At 75.2% G+C, this 20,399-nt stretch carries 19 protein-coding genes; 4 read left to right on the top strand and 15 right to left on the bottom strand.

Annotated features, from left to right (window positions below):
- Window positions 1–24: 24 nt before the first annotated feature.
- Window positions 25–2,427: a ComEC/Rec2 family competence protein gene (locus GA0070603_RS26575; RefSeq protein WP_425270474.1), complete on the bottom strand. Its 2,403-nt coding sequence runs from the start codon at window positions 2,425–2,427 to the stop codon at window positions 25–27.
- 164 nt (window positions 2,428–2,591) lie between these two features.
- A complete protein-coding gene (locus GA0070603_RS26570; RefSeq protein WP_425270473.1) occupies window positions 2,592–3,614 on the bottom strand; it encodes a ComEA family DNA-binding protein in 1,023 nt (340 codons plus the stop codon).
- A 175-nt stretch (window positions 3,615–3,789) separates the two neighbouring features.
- Between GA0070603_RS26570 and GA0070603_RS26565 the strand changes: the two genes are divergently transcribed.
- On the top strand, window positions 3,790–4,425 hold the full coding sequence (locus GA0070603_RS26565; protein WP_091319223.1) for a class I SAM-dependent methyltransferase: 636 nt from the start codon (window positions 3,790–3,792) through the stop codon (window positions 4,423–4,425).
- Window positions 4,426–4,430: 5 nt separating this feature from the next.
- On the opposite strand, the gene GA0070603_RS26560 is transcribed toward GA0070603_RS26565, so the two are convergent.
- The 7 genes from GA0070603_RS26560 to pepN form a co-directional block, all read right to left on the bottom strand.
- Window positions 4,431–5,153: an alpha/beta fold hydrolase gene (locus GA0070603_RS26560; RefSeq protein WP_208862950.1), complete on the bottom strand. Its 723-nt coding sequence runs from the start codon at window positions 5,151–5,153 to the stop codon at window positions 4,431–4,433.
- Between the two features lie 125 nt (window positions 5,154–5,278).
- Entirely contained in the window at window positions 5,279–6,064 is a 786-nt protein-coding gene (locus GA0070603_RS26555) for an SDR family NAD(P)-dependent oxidoreductase (RefSeq protein ID WP_091319219.1), read from the bottom strand.
- A gap of 142 nt (window positions 6,065–6,206) precedes the next feature.
- The gene (locus GA0070603_RS26550) at window positions 6,207–7,058 is read right to left on the bottom strand and encodes a DegV family protein (protein WP_091319217.1); all 852 of its coding nucleotides are present in this window, start codon (window positions 7,056–7,058) and stop codon (window positions 6,207–6,209) included.
- Between the two features lie 48 nt (window positions 7,059–7,106).
- Window positions 7,107–7,736 carry a histidine phosphatase family protein gene (locus tag GA0070603_RS26545; protein WP_091319215.1) on the bottom strand — a complete coding sequence of 210 codons (630 nt, stop codon included), beginning with the start codon at window positions 7,734–7,736 and terminating at the stop codon, window positions 7,107–7,109.
- Window positions 7,733–8,137, bottom strand: coding sequence for a ribosome silencing factor (rsfS, locus tag GA0070603_RS26540; RefSeq protein ID WP_091319213.1), 405 nt, complete (start codon window positions 8,135–8,137; stop codon window positions 7,733–7,735). The genes GA0070603_RS26545 and rsfS overlap by 4 nt, the downstream gene beginning before the upstream one ends.
- 110 nt (window positions 8,138–8,247) lie before the next feature.
- The gene (gene nadD, locus GA0070603_RS26535) at window positions 8,248–8,844 is read right to left on the bottom strand and encodes a nicotinate-nucleotide adenylyltransferase (RefSeq protein ID WP_091319211.1); all 597 of its coding nucleotides are present in this window, start codon (window positions 8,842–8,844) and stop codon (window positions 8,248–8,250) included.
- A gap of 104 nt (window positions 8,845–8,948) precedes the next feature.
- On the bottom strand, window positions 8,949–11,465 hold the full coding sequence (gene pepN / locus GA0070603_RS26530; protein WP_091319208.1) for an aminopeptidase N: 2,517 nt from the start codon (window positions 11,463–11,465) through the stop codon (window positions 8,949–8,951).
- Window positions 11,466–11,531: 66 nt separating this feature from the next.
- On the opposite strand from pepN, the gene GA0070603_RS26525 reads away from it, so the two are divergent.
- On the top strand, window positions 11,532–11,750 hold the full coding sequence (locus tag GA0070603_RS26525) for a DUF397 domain-containing protein (RefSeq protein WP_091319205.1): 219 nt from the start codon (window positions 11,532–11,534) through the stop codon (window positions 11,748–11,750).
- Between the two features lie 10 nt (window positions 11,751–11,760).
- Here the strand turns inward: GA0070603_RS26525 and GA0070603_RS26520 are convergent, their stop codons facing one another.
- On the bottom strand, window positions 11,761–12,150 hold the full coding sequence (locus GA0070603_RS26520) for a hypothetical protein (protein WP_091319202.1): 390 nt from the start codon (window positions 12,148–12,150) through the stop codon (window positions 11,761–11,763).
- A 329-nt stretch (window positions 12,151–12,479) separates the two neighbouring features.
- Between GA0070603_RS26520 and GA0070603_RS26515 the strand changes: the two genes are divergently transcribed.
- The gene (locus GA0070603_RS26515; RefSeq protein WP_091319199.1) at window positions 12,480–13,727 is read left to right on the top strand and encodes a cytochrome P450; all 1,248 of its coding nucleotides are present in this window, start codon (window positions 12,480–12,482) and stop codon (window positions 13,725–13,727) included.
- Window positions 13,728–13,757: 30 nt separating this feature from the next.
- Here GA0070603_RS26515 and GA0070603_RS26510 read toward each other — a convergent pair whose 3' ends face one another.
- From GA0070603_RS26510 to GA0070603_RS26490, 5 genes are all read right to left on the bottom strand, one after another.
- Window positions 13,758–14,216 (bottom strand): hypothetical protein, encoded by a 459-nt coding sequence (locus GA0070603_RS26510; RefSeq protein ID WP_091319197.1) that lies wholly within the window; start codon window positions 14,214–14,216, stop codon window positions 13,758–13,760.
- 1 nt (window position 14,217) lies between these two features.
- Window positions 14,218–16,665: a molybdopterin oxidoreductase family protein gene (locus GA0070603_RS26505; RefSeq protein ID WP_091319195.1), complete on the bottom strand. Its 2,448-nt coding sequence runs from the start codon at window positions 16,663–16,665 to the stop codon at window positions 14,218–14,220.
- Between the two features lie 3 nt (window positions 16,666–16,668).
- Window positions 16,669–17,199: an HPP family protein gene (locus GA0070603_RS26500; protein ID WP_091319193.1), complete on the bottom strand. Its 531-nt coding sequence runs from the start codon at window positions 17,197–17,199 to the stop codon at window positions 16,669–16,671.
- A 62-nt stretch (window positions 17,200–17,261) separates the two neighbouring features.
- Window positions 17,262–18,440 (bottom strand): zinc-dependent alcohol dehydrogenase, encoded by a 1,179-nt coding sequence (locus GA0070603_RS26495; protein WP_091319191.1) that lies wholly within the window; start codon window positions 18,438–18,440, stop codon window positions 17,262–17,264.
- The gene (locus GA0070603_RS26490) at window positions 18,437–19,075 is read right to left on the bottom strand and encodes an SRPBCC family protein (protein WP_091319189.1); all 639 of its coding nucleotides are present in this window, start codon (window positions 19,073–19,075) and stop codon (window positions 18,437–18,439) included. Before GA0070603_RS26490 ends, GA0070603_RS26495 begins: the two co-directional genes overlap by 4 nt.
- Before the next feature lie 143 nt (window positions 19,076–19,218).
- Here GA0070603_RS26490 and GA0070603_RS26485 point away from each other — a divergent pair, with 143 nt between their 5' ends.
- Entirely contained in the window at window positions 19,219–20,346 is a 1,128-nt protein-coding gene (locus tag GA0070603_RS26485; RefSeq protein ID WP_091319187.1) for a hypothetical protein, read from the top strand.
- Window positions 20,347–20,399 lie beyond the last annotated feature (53 nt).

Below are 20,399 nucleotides of genomic sequence, written 5' to 3'. Positions count from 1 at the left end.
CTCGGGGCGCTTCCCGAGCCGGTCTCACCGCCGCCGCCCCGGACCTGTCCCGCGAGCCACCACCGCCAGGCCGGCGCCGGCGCGCACCGCGGCCACGTCGCCGTCGGTGTCGGTGCGCAGCACCCGGGCGCCGGTCCGGGTCAGCCGGTCGAGCAGGCCCGGGTTGGGGTGCCCGTAGTCGTTGTCGACGCCCACGCAGACCAGCGCGACCGCCGGGCGGACCGCCGCGAGGAACTCCGGATCCTGGTACGCCGACCCGTGGTGGGCGACCTTCAGCACGTCGGCCCGAATGGCGGCGGACGGCACGGTCTCCAGCAGCGCCCGCTGCTCCTCGGTCTCGGCGTCGCCGGGCAGCAGGATCCGGACCCCGCGCACGGTGGCGGCCAGCACCAGGGAGTTGTTGTTCGGGTCCGACCGGCTGCCGCGCAGCGGATACGGGGGCCCGATCGCGGCCACCTCGACCGCCCCGGCCCGCCACCGCCAGCCCGCCTGCACCGGTGCCAGCGGGGTGCCGCCCCCGCGCGCCGCGTCGCGTACCTGGGCGACGCCGTACGGCGGCTCGGACCACTGCGGGGTCGCCACCGCCGCCACCCGCCGGCCGCGGAACACCCCGGCGACCCCGCCCACGTGGTCGGCGTGGAAGTGGCTGACCACCAACAGCGACACCTCGCGTACGCCGAGCCGGCGCAGGCATCCGTCCACCCCGGACGGGTCCGGGCCGGCGTCGACCACCACGGCCCGTCCGGCGGCGACCGGCAGAACCAGGGCGTCCCCCTGCCCCACCGTGCACGCCACGATCACCCAGCCCGGCGGTGGCCAGCCGGCCGCGAGCAGCCGGACGGGCAGCGCGCCGAGCACCACGGCTACCACGACGACCGCGACGAGCCGCCGGAGGACCGGCCGCCGGACGGCGACCAGCAGCGCCACGCTCACGGCGGCCAGCAGGAGGGCCCCGGTAACCCCGCCCGGCCAGGGCAGGTTCCCGGCGGGCAGCCGCGCCCCCTGCCCGGCCACGGTCACCAGCCAGCGCGCCGGCCAGCTCGCCAGCCAGGCGGCGAACTCGGCGCCGGCCGGCCAGACCGGTGACAGCACCGCCGCGAGCACGCCCAGCACCGTGGCCGGCGCGACGACCGGCACGGCCAGCAGGTTCGCCGGCACCGCGACCAGGCTCACCGTCCCCGAGATCCCGGCGATCACCGGGCCGCAGGCGACCTGCGCGGCCGCCGGCACGGCCAGGGCCTCGGCCAACCCGGGCGGTACGCCACGCCGGCGCAGCCCGTCCCGCCAGCCGGGGGCGAGCAGCAGGAGCCCACCGGTGGCGCAGACGGAGAGCGCGAACCCGGGGTCCCCGGCCAGCTCCGGGTCCACAAGCACCAGCACGGTGACCGCGGCGGCGAGGGCGGGCAGCGCGGCCCGGGTCCGACCGGTGGCGAGCGCGGCCAACCCGATGGCCCCCATGGCCGCGGCGCGGACCACGCTCGGCGAGGGCCGGACCAGGATCACGAACCCGACCAGGGCGAGTACGCACAGCGCGGCGGCCGTCCGCGGACCGGCCCGCGCCCAGCGGGCGAGCAGCAGCACCGCCCCGACGACGATGGCCACGTTGGACCCGGACACCGCGTTGAGGTGGGTCATGCCGGTGGCCCGGAAGTCCTCCTCCACCTCGGGCGGCAGCCGGCTGGTGTCCCCCACCACCAGGCCGGGCAGCAGCCCGCCCGGGGCGTCGGGAAGTGGCGCGCAGGCCCGTTGCAGCCCGGCCCGCAGCGCCCCGGCCGCCCGCTGCGGCCACGGTGCCGCGCCGTGCCGAATCGGTGGCCCGGTGGCCGACAGCACCGCAGCCGTGAGGTCCCCGCCGCGCGGGGCGGACAGCCGGCCCTTCGCGGTCACCCGCTGCCCGGGCAGCAGCGTGCGCCAGGCCGGGTCGCTCGCCAGCACGAGGCCGCGCACCGTGCCGGTGACCCGGCGGCCGGCGGGGTCGGTGAGGCGGGTCAGGTCCGCGCTGACCAGCAGGGTCGCCGGACGACCTGTGGCACTCCGGATGGGGCGCGGGTCGTCGCGGACCACCAGTTCGGCGGTGACCAGGGTCCGCTCGGCCACGAGCGCCCGCACGGGGGCGGCGTCGCGGACCGCCAGGCGGGCCGCGGTGGCGGTCGCGCCGCAGACCACGCCGAGCAGCACGGCCACGGCGATCCAGCCGTAGCGGCGGACCGGGTCGGCCGGGCGGCCGAGCAGGCCGCACAGGTGCGCGCCGGTGACCAGCGCCAGGCCGGCGGCGACGGCGGCCAGCGTGGCGCTCGCCGTCACGCTGGAGTGCAGGCCGGCCAGTGCGGCGAGCCAGGCGGCCACGGCCAGCCCGGCCAGCCGCAGGTCGGGCACCTCCCCCGCCGTCGCGCTGCCGCCGTCCACCGGCGCGCTCACTGGCGCCACAGGACCAACGGCGACACCGGCGACGGTCGCAGCCGGATGACGCCTCCCGCCGGATATCGAGGCCGGATGACGCCCTCCGGCGGAGGTCCCCGCCGATCGGACAGCGGAGGTCGCCGCCGACGGGATATCCGATGCGCGGTGGTCGCGTTGCGGCTCGCCGGTGTTCACACCGTCACCAGGTCCTTGAGCTGTTCGTACCGGGCGTCGCCGATGCCGTCGACCTGGCGCAGGTCGGAGACCGAGCGGAAGTTGCCGTGCTGGTCGCGGTGGTCGAGGATCCGCTGGGCGAGCACCGGGCCGACGCCGGGCAGCGCGTCGAGCTGGGCCAGGGTGGCGGTGTTCAGGTTGACCGGGCCGCTTCCCGGCGCCGCGCCGCCGGCCGCGGGTCCGCCGCCTCCGGTCGCCGGCCCGGGCGGGGCGGCCTGGCCGGGTGGGGCGCTGACGCCGACCAGGATCAGCTCGCCGTCGGTGACCTTGCGGGCCGGGTTGAGCAGGGCGACGTCGACGCCGGGCAGCGCGCCGCCGGCCGCCTCGATGGCGTCGGCCACCCGTGCGCCGGCCGGGAGGCGGACGAGGCCCGGGCGACGGACCTTGCCGGCCAGCGCCACCACCACCTGACCGGCGGACGCGGTGGGCGCTGGCGCGGAGGTCTCCGGTGCGCCGACCGCCGCGGCCGGACGGACCGGCTCCGCCTGTGGCCGGGAGCGCCAGGCCCAGACTCCCGCGACCAGCACGACGACGACCGCCACGGCCGCGAGGGCCCGGACACCCCGCCGGCCGGGATCGAAGGCACCCGGCCCGGGCAACCGGGACGCCAGAGAAGGACGTCGTCCGCCGGCATCCCCCGGTTCGGGCCCGAGTCGACCACCTTCCCCATCGGCCGGCAGGGCCTCGTCGGCAGGACTTCTCGGCCAGCTCTCACCGGCCTCGGGATCCGAGGACACCCGGCCCGGCTCGGGTGCGCGGCCGGACCCACGCACGGGAGCCGGACCCGCGGCCGCCGCGAGTGGTCGAGGGGCAGCAGAGGATCGCGCCAGCTCAGCCCACGGCAGGTCAGGGTCGAGACCCGGACCGAGCCGCGATCCCTCTGCCGCCAGGGCGGCACCGCCGGGCGCGACGAGACCGTCGACCGGCTCGAACAGCCGGGACAGCCGCCGCCGTACCGTCGTCTCCTCGTCTTCTGACACGGCTGGAAGCTACGGCGCCAACTCAGCCCGGGGCGGACGTCGGCGCTCGCCTGTGGACGACCGACGGCCCTGTGGACGACCCCCCGGACCGCCTTTTTCTGTGCTATCGGGCCCTCGCAGGGCGGGCGTCAGAGCTGTCGAGCCGGGGCGCCGCGACCACCCCGGCTCGTTAACAATGGCCGACATGACAATCCGATACGCCGACGTGCTCAGTCCCTTACGAGAGGCCTACGACGGGCGTGCGGCATGGCGTGAGGGGCTCACCAAGGAGCCGTGGAAGGTGGCGGAACGGCAGGCGTTCCGTGACCGGCTGGCGGCGGGTGCGCGGCTGCTGGAGATCGGTGCGGGCACCGGACAGGACAGCGCCTGGTTCCAGCGGGAGGGCTTCGGCGTCGTCGCGGCCGACCTCTCGCCGGCGATGGTCGAGCACTGCCGGGCCAAGGGCATCGAGGCCCACGTCATGGACTTCCTGCGGCTGGACTTCCCGGCCAACTCGTTCGACGCGGTGTTCGCGTTGAACTGCCTGCTGCACGTCCCCAACCAGGACCTACCCGCGGTCCTGGCGGCGATCCGGGGGGTTCTGCGCCCCGGCGGGTTGTTCTTCGTCGGTGTGTACGGGGGCACCGAGAGCGCCGAGGGTCCGCTCAGCGACGACCAGCACGAGCCGCCGCGCTTCTTCTCGTTCCGCACCGACGAGCAACTGCTCACGTTCGCCGCCGCGTCGTTCGAGGTCGTGGACTTCCATGCCGTGGACGTCGGCGGCGGCCACCGGTTCCAGTCGCTGACACTGCGCCGCCCCGAGCGCGAGTAACGACGTCAGCGGGCCGGGGACAGCTCCCGGGCGAAGCGGCGTACGGCGTCGGTGACCGCTGCCGGGTTGTCGAAGTTGGCCAGGTGGCCGGCGCCCGGGACCAGCTCGATCCGGGTGCCGGGGCGCGCCCGGGCGAACTCCCGCTCCCCCGAGCGGAACAGCCGGTCCCGCTCCCCGTTGAGGATGAGCACCGGGGCGCGCACCGCCGCCAGGCTCGACGCGTCGAACCGGCCCATGATGTCCCGCCAGGCGACCGGGAGGGTGTGGAAGGCGTACCCGTCGGCGATGGTGGCGTCGACGACCTCGGGCGGGTAGAGGCGGCGCAGCAGGCGGTCGTTCCAGCGGGTGAGCCGGGCGGCCGGCAGCCGGGCGACAAGCGACGCGAACAGCCGGTACGGGACGGTCAGCGGCCCGGTGGTGGCCACGCTCGCGCCCATCAGCACCAGCCCGGCCAGCAGGTCCGGATGTCGGCGGGCGACGTGCAGCGAGACGTACCCGCCGAGTGAGTGCCCCACGACCAGGGCAGGGCCGGCGTCGAGGTCGCGGACCGCCTCGGCCACGATGTCGGCGGCCCGGTCGAGGTTCCAGGGTTCGGCCGCGCGGCTGCCGTGCCCGGGCAGATCGACGGCCGTGACCGGAAAGTCGGCGGCCAGGGCGGGCAGTTGCGGCTGCCACTGGCCGCGGGCGAAGCGGGTGCCGTGCACCAGGACGATCGCGGGACGGTCCACAGTGCACAGTCTGCCTCCGGCACCGGACCCGACGCCGCCCGACCCCGGCCAGCACCAGGGTCACAAGGCTGACCGCGCCTCGGGGTCCGGGCCGAGTGCCGCCCGGCCCCCGTCCACCACCAGGGTCACCACGCCAACCGTGCCTCGGGGTCCGGGCCGAGCGCCGCCCGGCCGCCGTCGACCGGCAGGGTCACCCCGTTGACGAAGGCCGCTCCCGGCGACAGCAGGAAGGCCACCACCTCGGCGACCTCCCCGGCACGCCCGATCCGGCCCACCGGGTGCAGCCGGGCCAGTTCCGCCTCGACCCGGTCCGCCTCGGCCGGATCCAGGCCGGCCAGGAAGGCGGCGTGCCGCTCGGTGTGGATCGAGCCGAGCGCTACCGCGTTGGTGCGGATCCCCCGGCCGCCGTAGTCCACGGCGAGGGCCCGGGTCAGCCCTTCGACGGCGGCCTTGGCGGTGGCGTACGGCAGGGCGCCCGGCACCGCCCGGCGGGCCTGGTGGGAGGAGACGTTGACTATCGCGCCGCCGGTGCCGGCGGCCAGGAACCGGCGTACGGCGGTGCCGGCGCCGACCACGGCGGGGCGCAGGTTGGCGGCGATCAGGTCGAACACCTCCCCCGCCGGCGCGCGGTGCAGGGCGGCGTCCCGGAACACGGCCGCGTTGTTGATCCAGCCGGCGAGCGGGGCGGCCGCCTCGGCCAGGTCGGCGGCCCGCCCGGTGGTGTCCTCGTCGGCGGCGTCGCCGGCCACCGCGCGCAGCCGGTCCGCGGCCGGGTGCCCGGCCAGCCAGTCCAGCGCGGACTCGTCCCGCTCGACCACGACGACGGTGCCACCGCCGGCGGCCAGCCGCTCGACGATGGCCCGCCCGACGCCCCGGCCCCCGCCGGTCACCACGAAAGACCCGGCGCTCATCCGGCCACCCGAGACGCGGCGACCACGGAGGACGGTGCGACCACCCGAGGCCCGGCAATCCTGGCGAGTTGCCGTTCGAGGGGAGCGGAAACTCGCCAAGATACGACCAGTCGCGGCCCGGCAAACACGGCAGCGGACGCCGTCACGGGCGCCGGTGGAGGACGACGCACGCCAGGCCCGGGCCGGCGTGCGCGGCGATCACCGCTCCCGCCTCGGTGACGTACGTGTCGTGGAGCCGGCCGCCCAGCCGCTCGGTCAGCGCGGCCAGCAACTGGTCGGCGCGCTGCGGCGCGGCGAGGTGGTGCACGGCGAGGTCGACGTCGGCGTCGCCGGCCGCCTCGACCGCCAGGTCGACGAGGCGCGCGATGCCCCGGCTGGCGGTGCGGACCTTGTCCCGCACCACGATCACGCCGTCCGGCATGTGCATGATCGGCTTGACCGAGAGGGCGGTGCCGAGCAGTGCCTCGGCCGCGTTGATGCGGCCGCCCCGGCGCAGGAACTCCAGGGTGTCGACGTAGAAGAAGATGGTGGTGCGGTCGACGGCGTCGAGCGCCGCCTGGCGTACCCCGGTCAGGTCCGCGCCCCGGGCGGCGGCCGCGGCGGCGGCGAGCACCGGGAAGCCCAGGCCCATGCCGGTGGAGCGGCTGTCGACAACGGTGACCCGGTCGTCGCCGACCTCGGCGGCGGCCAGCCGGGCGGCCTCCACGGTGCCGGAGAGTTCGGCGGAGAGGTGCACGGAGACGACCCCGTCGGCGCCGTCGGCGAGCAGCTGCCGGTAGACCTGCGCGAACTGTTCGGGGGCCGGCCGGGAGGTGCTCACCGTGACCCGCCGGCCGCTCAGGACGCGGGTGGCGTCCTCCGGGGAGGTCTCGACGCCTTCCAGCCCTTCGGCGCCGTTGAGCACGACGGTCAGCGGGACGACGGTGAGCCGGTGCGCACGGACCAGGTCGGGCGGCAGGTAGGCGGTGGAGTCGGTGACGACCGCGACGGGCATGCCCGGCACGCTAGCCGATGTCACGGCGGAGCGCCGGGGCCGAACGGCTCAGACCGCGTCGGTGAGTGCGGGCTGGGTGATCAGCCCGACGTTGTGTGCCCGCAGGTGCCAGCCCCGGACGTCGTCGTGCCGCAGCTCGGTCCAGTGGCAGTTGGCCAGCGACCCCACGCTGCGCAGCACCGCGTGGTCCCAGCCGAGGAGGTGGCCGACGCCCTGCCGGGCGCCGCCGCCGTGCGTGGTGACGACCACGGTGCCGCCGGCGGCCAGGTCGGCCGCCTCCTGGAAGGCGGCGCCGAGCCGCTTGCCGAGGTCGTCGAGGCTCTCGATGCCCGCGCCGGGGTCCGGGTCGCCGGCCCGCCAGCGGGCGTACTCGTCGGGGAAGCGCTCGGCGACCTCGGTGAGGGCGAGGCCCTGCCACTGGCCGAAGTGCCGTTCGCGCAGCCGGGGGTCGGAGCGGACCGGCAGCCCGGTCAGCGCGGCGAGCGCGGCGGCGGTGTCGGCGGCCCGGCGCAAGTCGCTGGCGACGATGGCGTCCGGGCGCAGCGCGGCCAGCACCGGCGCGGCGGTCCGGGCCTGCTCGCGGCCGAGGTCGTTGAGCGGCACGTCGGTCTGGCCCTGGACCCGGCCGGCGGCGTTCCAGTCGGTGTTGCCGTGCCGCCAGATGATCAGGCGGGTCATTCCGCGCTGGCGGTGCCGGCGGCCGAGTCGGCGAGGTCCCGGTCCACGAACGGGATCTGCGGGCAGTCCTTCCAGAGCCGGTCGAGGGCGTAGAACTCGCGCTCCTCGGTGTGCTGCACGTGGACCACGATGTCGACGTAGTCGAGCAGCACCCAGCGGCCGCCCCGCTCGCCCTCGCGGCGGACCGGCTTTGCCTTCTCCGGCAGCTCCAGCAGGCGCTCCTCGATGGCGTCGACGATGGCGAGCACCTGACGCTCGTTCGGCGCGGCGGCCAGCAGGAACGCGTCGGTGATCGCGAGCTGGTCGCCCACGTCGATGATGACGATGTCCTGCGCCTTCTTGTCGGCCGCGGCCTGGGCGGCGGCCATCGCCAGCTCGTGAGCGCGTTCGGAAACTGTCACCGTTCTCCTTCGATCAACCGTGCGACCCTCCAAGCCTCTCACACCCGCCGGGGCGGCGACTTGTCAGTTCTGGTCGATTACGCGGACAAACGCTCACGTTCCGGGCGGAATCACCGCTGGTAGAGCCGCCGTTTGGCGATGTACTGCACCACACCGTCGGGAATCAGGTACCAGACCGGCTCGCCCCGGGCGACCCGCGCACGGCAGTCGGTCGACGAGATGGCCATGGCGGGCACCTGCACGAGGCTGACCGAGTCGGCGGGCAGGTGCTTGTCGGACAGCTCGAAGCCGGGACGGGTCACCCCGATGAAGTGGGCCAGTTCGAGGACCTCGTCCAGGTCCTTCCACGACAGGATGCGCTCCAGGGCGTCCGCGCCGGTGATGAAGAAGAGCTGCACCTTCGGGCCGTACTCGGCGTGCAGGTCGCGCAGCGTGTCGACGGTGTAGGTGGGGCCGCCCCGGTCGATGTCGACCCGGCTGACCTGGAAGCGGGGGTTGGAGGCGGTGGCGATCACCGTCATGAGGTAACGGTCCTCGGCCGAGCTGACCGGTTCGTCCGCCTTCTGCCACGGCTGCCCGGTGGGCACGAAGACCACCTCGTCCAGGCCGAACCGGTCCGCCACCTCGCTGGCCGCCACCAGGTGCCCGTGGTGGATCGGGTCGAAGGTGCCGCCCATGATCCCGATCCGCCGGATGTCTTCCTCCACCCCGCGATCGTAGGCCGGGGCCCGGCGAGCGTCCGCCGGGGCCGCCGGGCCGTCCCACGGACCGCGCCGGACAGGGGTACGCCCCACCCGGCGCGGTCGCCCCGTCAGGCGCCCGCGGCGGCCACCGCCGTCCTGGCGACGAGGGCGCGGCGCAGGTCGTCGTCGAGGTCGACGACCCGCCGGCGCAGCCCCGGCGTGAGGTCGTCGCGGGCCAGCAGCGCCGCGGCCATGTCGCGGGTGGGCTGGGCCACGGCGTAGCGGGGGAACGCCAGGGTGGCGACCCGGTCCGCCGTCCAGGGGGTACGCAGCCGCGCCGCCGCCGGCATGTCGGCGAAGTACCGCTCGACGTAGCCGGCGGTCAGCTCGGCCTGCTCGGGCTGCCAGAAGCCCTCCGCGGTCGCCTCGACCAGGCGGTTGGAGAGGTCGGTGTTGCTGGTCACGATCTCCCAGGCGGCCTGCTTGGCCTCGGCGTCGGGCAGCGCGGCCCGGCAGCTCGCGGCCCGCTCCGCACCGGTGGCGCTGCGGTCGGCTGCCGCCTCGGCGGCGATCTCCGGCTCGCCGGCCGCGCCCAGCACCACGAGCCGGTGCAGCAGCGCCCAGCGCAGGTCGGCGTCGACCGCCAGCCCCTCGGGCACGCCGTCGCCGGCCAGCCAGCCGGCGAGCAGCCCCGTGTCGGTGGTGGCCTCGATCAGCCCGCGGGCCGCGGCGAGTTGCAGCGAGCCGCCGGCCGGTGCGCCGGCCAGCAGGGTGGCGCACGCCCCGGCGACGCGGAGCAGGGCCGCCTCCCGGGCGAGCGGGTCCAGGTAGCGGTCGACGAGGTTGCGACTGAGGCTGAGCACGTCCTCCGCGATGATCACCTCGGTCTCGGCCGGCAACGCCGCCGCGATGAGGGAGACCAGCGAGGTCACCGGCCGCTCGCCGTCGGTGGCCGCGTCCAGGGCCTCGCCCCAGAGCAGCGCCCGGGCCAGCGGGTCGGCCAGCCCCGGGAGCACCATGGGCACCGCGTCCGCCGAGGCCGGGTCGAGCCGGATCTTGGCGAAGGTGAGGTCACCGGCGTTGGGCAGCAGCAGGCCGGTGGCCGGCTGCCCCACCAGCTCGGCCAGCACCGTGCGGCCCCGGTCGGCGGCCGGGTCGAGGTCGACCTCGAAGTGGTGGACCGGGGCGTCGGCGGCGTGGCGGGCCACGCCGATGCGGTGCGGGCGCAGCACCGGGTACGCCTCCGGCGCGGTCTGCACCACGGCCGCCTCCGCCCACCGGCCGTCGGCGTCGACTGCGGCCTCCATCCGCAGCGTGTTGACCTGCGGGCGGCGCAGCCAGCGCTCGGCCCAGTCGGCCAGGTCCCGCCCGCTGGCGGCGCTCAGGCTCTCCAGCAGGTCGGCGAGGGTGGCGTTGCCGAACCGGTGCTTGGCGAAGTGCGCGTTGAGGCCGGCCAGGAAGGACTCGTCGCCGACCCAGGCGACCAGCTGGCGCAGCACGCTCGCGCCCTTGGCGTAGGAGATGCCGTCGAAGTTGAGCAGCGCCTGGGCCGCGTCGGTGACCTCCTCGGGGGCCACCGGGTGGGTGGAGGGGCGCTGGTCGGCCGCGTAGCCCCACGCCTTGCGGCGCATGGCGAAGGTGGTCCACGCCTGGGTGAAGCGGGTGGCCTCGGCGGTGACCCGGGTGCCCAGGTACTCCGCGAAGGACTCGTTCAGCCACAGATCGTCCCACCAGCGCATGGTGACCAGGTCGCCGAACCACATGTGCGCCATCTCGTGCGCGATGGTGGTCGCCCGCAGCTCGCGCTGGGTGTCGGTGACCGCGGAGCGGAAGACGTAGTCGTCGCGCAGGGTCACGAGGCCCGGGTTCTCCATGGCGCCGGCGTTGAACTCGGGGACGAACGCCTGGTCGTACTTGCCGAACGGGTAGCGCTCGGCGATGAGTTGGTGGAACCGGTCGAGGCACTGCTTCGTGACCGTGAAGATCTCCTCGGCGTCGGCGTCCAGGTGCGCGGCGAGGGACTTCCGGCAGTAGACGGCGAGCGGGATGCCGTCGTGCTCGTCCTCCCGGACGTGCCAGGGGCCCGCGATCAGCGTGACGAAGTACGTGGCCAGCGGCGCGGTGGGCGCGAACTCCCACCGCCCCGGCGCCGGCCGGTCGGCGACCCGGCCGTTGGCGGCGACCGTCCACTCCGGCGGGGCGGTGACCGAGAGGGTCACCGGGGCCTTGAGGTCGGGCTGGTCGAACGCGGCGAAGATGCGCTGCACGTCGTCGAGGAAGGACATGGCGTAGAGGTAGGTCTCGCCGTCGGCCGGGTCGACGAAGCGGTGCACCCCCTCGCCGGTGTTGGAGTAGGCCATCTCGGCGCTGACGGTCAGCGTGTTCGTCGCCGTGAGCCCGGTCAGCGGCAGGCGGTTGTCGTCCAGCAGCGCCGGGTCGACGTCCCGGTCGTTGAGGCGCACCCCGAGGAGTCGGTGGGGCTTCACCTCGGCGAAGGTCTCGGCGCCGGGGGTCGCCCGGAACCGGATGGTGACGGTGGAGCGGAACCGCTCGGCGTCGCCGGTCAGGTCGAGGTCCACCTGGTAGGACTCGACGGTGATCAGCGCGCCACGCGCGGTCGCCTCTACACGGCTCAGGCTCGGCATCCGCTTATCCTGCCCGATGGGGTCCGAGTGGGCTCCCCCGTTACCCGTGGCGATGGAGGAACAACGATGGGTCAGCACCCCAAGGGCGACTTCGACCTGTCCCGGGCGGTCTGGCAGCGGGCCGACGGCGACACGTCCGACAGCGCGGTCGAGGTGGCCTTCGTCGACGACCTGATCGGCATGCGCAACTCGGCCGAGCCGGACGGGCCCGTGCTGGTCTTCACCCAGGACGAGTGGGACGCCTTCGTGGCGGGCGCCCAGGACGGCGAGTTCGACCTGAGCTGAGCCCGGGCGCTCAGTCACCGTCGCCCCAGCCGAGCCCGCCGGGGCCGGGCGCGTGGTGGAAGCCCGGGTGGCCGGCCACGTCCGCGCAGCGCTCGCCGTCGGGGCCGACCGCCCCGCAGAAGAGCCGCTCCGCGCGGTGCCAGGCGTCGGCCGGGGAGAGCGCCGCCGCGCCGAGCGCCAGCTCCGGGCGGAGCAGGCCGAGCGCCTCGGCGTATGCCACGGCCAGCTCCCGCGCGCTCGTGGGGTCGGCCGCCTCGAAGCCGAGGTGCACGGTGAAGTGCCGGGGTGGCCGGGCCCCGGCGCGCCGGGCCGGGGCGATCAGCGGTTCCTTCCGGTCGCCGTGCCGCAGCCCGGCCACCGCCCGCCGGTGCCGCCGGTGTGCCGCCCTGTCGTCGCGCATCCGTCCTCCCCGTCGCCGATGCCGCCCCGCCGGGGTCGTGCCGGCGCGGGCGGGACCGGCCGCCGCCGGCCCCGCCCCGAAGACAACCAGCTTTTCCGCGCCCTGGGAGGGGCCAGCTTCCGCGCTCTCCGCCGACCCCTCCCCCGGCACGCCGCGACCACCGGAACCGGGAGACCGGGCGGCCGGGACGGCCCGAGAGCGCCGGCGGCGCAGACGCGTGCGGCCGGACGGACGGACGGGCGGGGCCCGGGTGGAGGATTCGCCCGCGCCGCCCCGGGTAGGTAGCGCAGCGACCGTGCAGGGCCGCCGAGCCGCGTCAGGAGCAGCCGATGAGCACCATCCCGAGCGACCGCAGCCCGGAGAGCACCCTGGCGTTCCTCCGCGAGGGCTACCGGTTCGTCGGCGCGCGGTGCGACCGCCTCGGCAGCGACATCTTCCAGACCCGGCTGCTGCTGGAGCCGACCATCTGCCTGCGCGGCCGCCCGGCCGCCGAGCTGTTCTACGACAACGAGCGTTTCGTGCGGCGCGGCGCCATGCCGATGCGCGGGCAGCGCACCCTGGTCGGCGTCGGCGGCGTCCAGGGCCTCGACGGCGCGACGCACCGGGACCGCAAGGCCATGTTCATGTCGATCATGACGCCGGCGGCGGTCCGCCACCTCGGGCAGCTCTTCGACGACGAGTGGCGGGCCCGGATCCCGGCCTGGGCCGAGTCCGGACCGGTGGTGCTCTACGACGAGGTGGCCCGGATGCTGACCCGGGCGGTCTGGGCCTGGGCGGGGGTGCCGCTGGCCGACGCCGACGTACCGCGCCGGACCGCCGAGATGCACGCGATGATCGAGGGGCCGGCCGCGGTGGGGCCCCGGTACTGGCGGGGCGTGCTCGGCCGTCGCCGCGCCGAACGGTGGGCCGGCGACCTGATCGAGCGGGTGCGCTCCGGTGCGCTGCCCGCGCCGGAGGGGAGCGCCCTGCGGGTGATCGCCGGGCACCGGGACGAGCGGGGCATCCTGCTGCCGCGCCGGATCGCCGCGGTGGAACTGCTGAACATCCTCCGCCCGACCGTCGCGGTGGACCGCTTCGTGGTCTTCGCCGCGCTGGCGCTGCACGACCACCCGCACTGGCGGGACCGGGTGCGCGGCGACGACGCGGCCACCGAGAGCTTCGTGCAGGAGGTCCGCCGCTACTACCCGTTCTTCCCGGTCGCCGCGGCCCGGGTCCGGCGGTCGTTCGAGTGGCAGGGGTACGCCTTCCCGCAGGGCCGGCGGGTGCTGCTCGACCTGTACGGCACCAACCACCACCCGCGGCTCTGGCCCGAGCCGGAGCGGTTCCGGCCGGAGCGGTTCGACGGCTGGCGGGACGACCCGTACGGGATGGTGCCGCAGGGCGGCGGCGACCACCTCACCGGCCACCGCTGCGCCGGCGAGTGGATCACCATCGAGCTGCTGAAACGGGCGGTCGGCAACCTGACCGGGTCGATGAGCTACCGGGTGCCGCCGCAGGACCTGGCGCTGGACCTGGGCCGGATGCCCACCCTGCCGCCGAGCGGCCTGGTCGTCGACGGGGTACGCCGGACCGCGTGATCAGCGCACCACGCGCCGAACATCAACCGGTCACTCGGCGACCACGAGCGCCTGCGGGGCGGCCTGCTTCATCCGGGTGCGGAGCCACTTGAGCTGGATGGCGGTCTCCTGCTCGCACGCCTTGACCACGCCGAGCAGGTCCTCGTCCCGCGCTCCGTACGCGGCCTGCCCGACCACCGTCCAGCAGATGTCGCACTGGGCGGCCATCAGGTAGAGGTCCTGGAGGTCGCGGAGCAGCCCGATCGGTCCGGTCCGGGTGCCGGAGAACAGCTCGGAGTGCAGCCGGTCCGGTTCGGCCGGGGCCTCCTCGGCGTACCGGCGGGCGAAGGGCGCCAGCTTCTCCGCGTGTCCGCGGCACTGGATGGCGAGCTTCTCGCAGGTGTGGAAGACGTCCGGCTCGTCCCCGTGCGCCTTACCCACCTCGGTGAACGCGTCACCGAGGCGCTCCTGGGCCTTGTGCAGCAGGCCGAGATAGTGGGCCAGGTGCATGTCACTCCCCCCTCGAGGGCGCCTCGGCGGCCGGCCCGCCGACAGTGGCCGGGATCCCGGAGCCCTCCGGCGGGGCGGACCCGCCCACCGTCGGCGCGGGCGAGGGCCGGCCGCCCGAGTCGGCCTCCTTCACCACCCGCACCGCCGCCACCTTGAAGATCGGCTGCTTGGAGACCGGGTCCCAGGCGGTGATGGTCAGCTCGTTGGCCGCCCGGTCGTGCCGCCCCTCGCCGGGTGCGGCCCCGTCGGCCGCGTCCCAGTAGCCGTAGTGGAAGGGGACGAAGACCACGCCGGGGCGTACCCCGCAGACGCGGGCCCGGGCGCGGACGGTGCCGCGCGGCGACTCGATGCGCACGAGGTCCCCCTCGCCGACGCCGAGCGGTCCGGCGTCGGCCGGGTTGAGTTCCACCCACGACTCGGGGGCGGCGTGCACGAGCTGGGTGGCCCGGCCGGTCTTGGTCCGGGTGTGGAACTGGTAGACGGTCCGCCCGGTGGTGAGCAGCAGCGGGAAGTCCCCGCTCGGCACCTCCGGGGACGGCTGGTACGGCGCGGCGTGCAGGAACGCCCGCCCGCCGGGCTGCTTGGCCCGGTACTCCCCGGGCAGCAGCTCGGCCCCGGTGGCCAGGTCGTGGCCGTACGACTCGCAGTAGTCCGGGTCGGTGTTGAACACCCCGTCGGTGTACAGCCGCTCGGTGCCGTCCGGGTGCTCGTCGGTGCACGGCCACTGGACGCCGCCGGTGCGCAGCTTGTCGTAGGTGATCGCGGTGTAGTCGCAGGGCCGCCCGCGCGAGCACTCCTTCCACGCCTCGAACACCTCCTCCGGCCCGGTCCAGGTGATCAGCGGGTTCCCGTCCTTGTCCCGGAAGTCCATCCGGCGCGCGTAGTCGAGGAAGATGTCCAGGTCGGGCCGGGCCTCGCCGGGCGGCTCGACCGCCTTGTCGGAGATGTGCACGGTGCGGTCGACGCTGGTGAAGGTGCCGGTCTTCTCGCCCCAGGTGGCCGCCGGCAGCACCACGTCGGCCAGCTCGGCGGTCTCGGTCAGGAAGAGGTCCTGCACCACCACGAACAGCTCCGGGTTCGCCAGGATCCGGCGGATCCGCGCCAGGTCGGGCAGGGAGACCGCCGGGTTGGTGGCCGATATCCAGAGCAGCTTGATCGAGCCCTGCTCGGCGTACCGGAAGATCTGCATGGCGTGCGTCGGCGGCGCCCAGTGGGGGATCCTGTCGACCTCGACGTTCCACAGGCGGGCCAGCTCGGCGATGTGCTCCTCGTTGGCCCAGTTGCGCAGGCCGGGCAGGTCGCCGTCGGCGCCGCACTCGCGGTTGTTCTGGGCGGTGGGCTGCCCGTTCATCTGGTAGAGCCCGGCGCCGGGCCGCCCGAGCATGCCGCGGATGAGGTGCAGGTTGTTCACCTGGCAGGACGCCGCGGTGGCCTGGTTGGACTGGTAGAAGCCCTGGAGGACGGTGGAGAGCAGCCGTTCCGACCGCCCGAGCAGCTCGGCGGCGCGTTCGATGTCCGCGGCCTTGAGGTCGCAGATCTCGGCCACCTTCGCGACCGGGTAGTCCTCCACCACCTGGCACAGCTCGTCGAAGCCGAGGGTGTGCGCCTGGACGTACGCCTCGTCGTACCAGCCGCGGTGGATCACCTCGCGGAGCAGGCCGTTGAGCAGCGCCTGGTTGGTGCCGTTGCGCAGCGCCAGGTGCACGTCGGCCTCCCGCGCCACCGGCGTGGAGCGCGGGTCGACGGCGAGCATCGCCGGCGGGTTGGGCCCGCGCCGCCGGTCCAGCATCCGCGTCCAGAGCACCGTCTGGGTCTCGGCGACGTTGTGCCCCCACAGCGCGATCGCGTCGCAGTGGTCCACGTCGGTGTACGACCCGGGCTGCCCGTCGGTGCCGAAGGACGCCTTGAGCGCCGCCGCGGCGGTCGCGGTGCAGAGCCGGGTGTTGCCGTCCATGTGCGGGGTGCCGAGCCCGGCCTTCCCGATCACGCCGAGCGTGTAGTACTCCTCCAGGAAGAGCTGCCCGCTGGTGTAGAAGCCGAAGTGGCCCCAGCCGCCCGGCCCGTCCAGCAACTCCTTCGAGCGGGCCACGATCCGGCCCATGGCGGTGTCCCAGTCGGTCTCGACCAGCCGGTCCCCGTCGCGGACCAGCGGCCGGCGCAGCCGGTCCGGGCTGTGGTTGGCCTGCCAGCCGTAGAGGTCCTTCGGGTCGACCCGGCCGTGGTTGATCCGGTCGCCGGAGCGGCCCCGGACACCGACGATCCGGTCGTCCAGGACGGCGATGTCCATGGCGTCGCCGTTGGAGTGCAGGATCGAGGCGCTGGGCACCCAGCGCTGCACGTCGGCCTCGGTGTGCCCGTCGGCCAGGAAGGTGTCCACCCGCACCGGCCAGCGCTCACCCGGACCGTACGGCGTGCGCGGCCCCCAGGGGTCGGCGATCCGGTCCACCATCGCTCAGCCCTCCTTCGGCGCCGCCCAGAGCGGCATCGGTCGACCGGTCGCCCGGTTGAACAGCAGGTCCACCACGGTCACCAGCAGCACGGCGGCGAAGGCGACGACGAGCTGGCCGGGGGTGTGCAGGAGCCCGAGGCTCACGATCAGTGTGGTCGCGCCGGCCGGCGGGTGCGGGGCCTTCAGCAGCACCAGCACCGCGGCGGTGACCGCGAGCGAGGCGGCCGCGGCGACGATGCGCGCCCCGGACACTCCCTCCTGGAGCGCGCTCGGATGGTCGGCGAGGCCGGTGGCGAGCAGTGCCGCGTACCCGGCGAGGAGCGCCACCAGATGCCCGACGACCGTGTTGCGGGGCGAGGACTCCGGCTTGGCGGGCTGCTCGATGTGCAGCATGATCGCCGGTCCGAGGCTGGGGAACAGCCACGGCTGCCGGGTCAGCAGTGCGACCGCGCCGGCCACCACCACGGCGACCGCGCTGCCGGCGAAGGCCCGCGCGGCGGGCCGGGACGGCGTCTCATCGATCTCGGCGGGCATGGGGATGCTGTACCCCGCCCCGGGATTTCGAATCGACGCACGTCCCGGCGGTGTCGCGCCGGTCAGGCCACCTGCGGGTGCAGCACGGTACGCAGGCAGCCCTCCTCCTTCTTCTGGAAGACCTCGTAGCCCCGGGCGCCGTCCTCCAGTGACATCGGATGGGTGGCCAGGAAGCCCGGGTCGATCTCGCCGATGGCGAGCCGGTCCAGCAGCATCGGGATGTAGCGCTGGGCGTGCATCTGCCCCATCCGCAGCACCAGCGCCTTGTTCATGGCCGCGCCGAGCGGGAACTTGTCGACCAGGCCGCCGTACACGCCGACGATGCTCACCGTGCCGCCCTTGCGGCAGGCCATGATGGCCTGCCGGACCGAGGTCGGCCGGTCGCTCTGGAGCCGGGCCGTCTGCTTCGCCTTGTCGTACGCGTAGGTCGGCCCCACGTCGTGCGACTCCATGCCGACGGCCTCGATGCAGGCGTCCGGCCCGCGCCCGGCGGTCATCTCGCGCAGCGCCTCCAGCACGTCGGTCTCCGCGTAGTTGATCGTCTCCACGCCGAGCCGCTGCGTCGCGGTGGCCAGCCGTTCCGGCAGGCGGTCGATGACGATGACCCGCTCGGCGCCGAGGATCTGCGCGGACCGGGCGGCCATCAGTCCGACCCCGCCGGCACCCCAGACGGCAACCACCTCGCCGCCCTTGAGGCCGCAGAAGTCGGCGGCCATCCAGCCGGTCGGCATGGCGTCGGAGGCGAACACCACCGAGTCGTCGGGCACCCCGTCGGGCACGGTGAACGCGCCGACGTCACCGAACGGCACGCGGATGTACTCGGCGTGGCTGCCGGAGTAGCCGCCGGCCGCGTGCGAGTAGCCGAGGATGCCGGCCGGTGAGTGACCCCAGAGCTTCTCGGTGAAGACCGGCTGCGGGTTGGAGTTGTCGCAGAGCGAGTACTGCTCGGTGCGGCAGTACCAGCAGCCGCCGCAGGCCACCACCGAGCCCACCACGACGCGGTCGCCCACCTTGATCCGCTGCACGTCCGGGCCGGTCTCCACCACCTCGCCCATGAACTCGTGACCGAGGATGTCACCCTCACGCATCGCCGGCAGGTACCCGTTGATGAGGTGCAGGTCGGACCCGCAGACGCTGCTGGCCCGCACCTTGACGATGATGTCGCCGGCCGACCGGATGGTCGGCTCCGGCACGTCGCGCACGGCCAGCCGGCCGACGCCCTCCCAGCACAGCGCCCTCACGGCCGCCCTCCCGCCATCAGCTTCTCCCGGATCCGGTCGGTCGCCTCCTCCTGCTTCGGGCTGCGCCCCGACGGGTCGTGCCGGGTGTCCAGCACCTGCCCGGTCTCGATCAGCGACTTGATCCGCCGCAGGCCGCTGCGCAGCGCGATATCCGGATCGTCCCCCGTGGCCAGACCGAGCGCCCGGCGGACCGGACCGGACCGCCAGCGCAGCTCGGCGCGGATCTCGGTGCCCCGGTCCTGCGGCGCGGGCACCAGCTCGACCCGCCCCTCCTGGGCCACGGGCCCGTCGGTGACCCGCCAGCTCAGCCGGCCCGGGCCGTCGACGGTGATCTCGGCCCGCCACTCGGTGCCCCCGCCGGCCGGGTCGCTCGCCACGCAGCGCCAGCGGTTGTCGTCGATCTGCTCCAGGGTCGCCCACTCGGCGAGCCCCCGGTCCAGCCGCTCCCGGTCGGTCCAGAAGCCGATCACCGCCGGCATCGGCCGGTCCACGGTGATCCCCCGGTGGACGACGTACCAGCCGTCCGCCCGGTCGGGTTGGTGCCGGCGCCGGCGCCGGGCCACCACCCGGCCGACCCCGAGCGCGGTCATCGTGGCGGCGCCGGCCAGCGCCCACCTCGTCGCGTTGCTGCTCATCACGTCTCCTCCACCGGGGCGTCTCGGACCGCCCGCATCCCGCAGCGCTACCCGGCCCGACGGGGTCGAAACGGTGAAACGGTTTGATCACCGAAATTTCGGGCACGCTGCCGGCCACCCTGCCAGACCGGAGAGGGGCACGCGTGGCCTTTGACCGCGAGAAGTACGGCCGGCGCCTTCCGGCCGCCGACGGCGCGCCGTTCGTCCCGCGGGACCCCGACGCGGCGCCCGCGCCGGACCGGCTCCCGATGGCGTACGTCCTGCCGCTGCCCGGGACCGGCGACACCGAACTCGCCGAGCTGACCGGCTACCTGCGCGAGCTGAGCCGGTCGGTGGACGTGATCGTGGTGGACGCTTCACCGCCGGAGCTGTTCGCCCGGCACGCCGCCGCCTGGCGCGGCCTGGTCCGGCACGTCCCGCCCGATCCCGCGCTGCACGGGCGCAACGGCACGGCGCTCGGTGTGCTCACCGGGGTGGCCCTGGCCCGCCACGAACACGTGGTGATCGCCGGCGCCGACGTCCGGTACGACCGCGCGGCGCTGGGGACCGTGCACGGGCTGCTCGACCGGGTGGACCTGGTCCGGCCGCAGCACCATTTCGACCCGTTGCCCTGGCCGGCCTGGTGGGACACCGGGCGGCTGCTGCTGCACCGGGCGCTGGGCGGGGACCGGCCGGGCAGCCTCGCGGTGCGCCGGAGCACCTTCCTGGCCATGGGCGGCTACGACCCGGACGTGCTCTTCGGGGGCCTGGAGCTGGTCCGGACGGTCCGCGCCTACGGCGCCGCCACGGCGGCCCCCGCCTGGCTGTACGTGCGCCGGCGCCCGCCCACCGTCGCGCGGTTCCGTCGGCAGCGGGTCCGGCAGGCGTACGACGACCTGGCCCGACCCGGGTGGCTGGTGGCCGCGCTGGCGGTGCTGCCGGCCGCGGCGGTCGCGCTCGCCGCCCGTCGGCCCGGGCTGCTGCTGCGGGCCGGGGTGGCCACGGTGGCCGTGGCGGAGCTGGGCCGGCGGCGGGCCGGCGGCGCCCGGGTCTTCCCGGCGCACACCGCGCTCGCGGCGCCGGTCTGGCTGCTCGAACGCGGGGTCTGCGCCTGGCTCACCCTGGGCGGGCGGCTGCGCGAGGGCGGTCCCGGCGCGGACGCCCGCCCGGTCGCGCACTCCACCCGGGCGTTGCGCCGGCGGCTGGCCGATCGCCGGCCCGACGACCTGGTGCTCTGGGTGGAGACCGGCGCCGCGCGGGCCCCGGCCCGGGCGGACCGGCTGGCCGGCTGAGTGGTCACCCCGGACGCGAACAGCTCGCGGCCACTCCCCGGCGTGCTGCCGGG

The organism is Micromonospora chersina, from assembly GCF_900091475.1.
In the GTDB taxonomy this organism is placed as follows: Bacteria; Actinomycetota; Actinomycetes; order Mycobacteriales; family Micromonosporaceae; genus Micromonospora; species Micromonospora chersina.
The sequence above is the reverse complement of the archived record's forward strand: the minus strand, read 5'-3'. Positions and strand labels throughout refer to the sequence as shown.

Excerpts from the sequence above, each read along its gene's own strand:
- GA0070603_RS26565 (WP_091319223.1), top strand. The coding sequence starts at position 3,790 with ATGGCCGACATGACAATCCGATACGCCGACGTGCTCAGTCCCTTACGA.
- GA0070603_RS26555 (WP_091319219.1), bottom strand. The coding sequence starts at position 6,064 with ATGAGCGCCGGGTCTTTCGTGGTGACCGGCGGGGGCCGGGGCGTCGGG.
- GA0070603_RS26550 (WP_091319217.1), bottom strand. The coding sequence starts at position 7,058 with ATGCCCGTCGCGGTCGTCACCGACTCCACCGCCTACCTGCCGCCCGAC.
- GA0070603_RS26545 (WP_091319215.1), bottom strand. The coding sequence starts at position 7,736 with ATGACCCGCCTGATCATCTGGCGGCACGGCAACACCGACTGGAACGCC.
- pepN (WP_091319208.1), bottom strand. The coding sequence starts at position 11,465 with ATGCCGAGCCTGAGCCGTGTAGAGGCGACCGCGCGTGGCGCGCTGATC.
- GA0070603_RS26525 (WP_091319205.1), top strand. The coding sequence starts at position 11,532 with ATGGGTCAGCACCCCAAGGGCGACTTCGACCTGTCCCGGGCGGTCTGG.
- GA0070603_RS26520 (WP_091319202.1), bottom strand. The coding sequence starts at position 12,150 with ATGCGCGACGACAGGGCGGCACACCGGCGGCACCGGCGGGCGGTGGCC.
- GA0070603_RS26515 (WP_091319199.1), top strand. The coding sequence starts at position 12,480 with ATGAGCACCATCCCGAGCGACCGCAGCCCGGAGAGCACCCTGGCGTTC.
- GA0070603_RS26510 (WP_091319197.1), bottom strand. The coding sequence starts at position 14,216 with ATGCACCTGGCCCACTATCTCGGCCTGCTGCACAAGGCCCAGGAGCGC.
- GA0070603_RS26505 (WP_091319195.1), bottom strand. The coding sequence starts at position 16,665 with ATGGTGGACCGGATCGCCGACCCCTGGGGGCCGCGCACGCCGTACGGT.
- GA0070603_RS26500 (WP_091319193.1), bottom strand. The coding sequence starts at position 17,199 with ATGCCCGCCGAGATCGATGAGACGCCGTCCCGGCCCGCCGCGCGGGCC.
- GA0070603_RS26490 (WP_091319189.1), bottom strand. The coding sequence starts at position 19,075 with ATGAGCAGCAACGCGACGAGGTGGGCGCTGGCCGGCGCCGCCACGATG.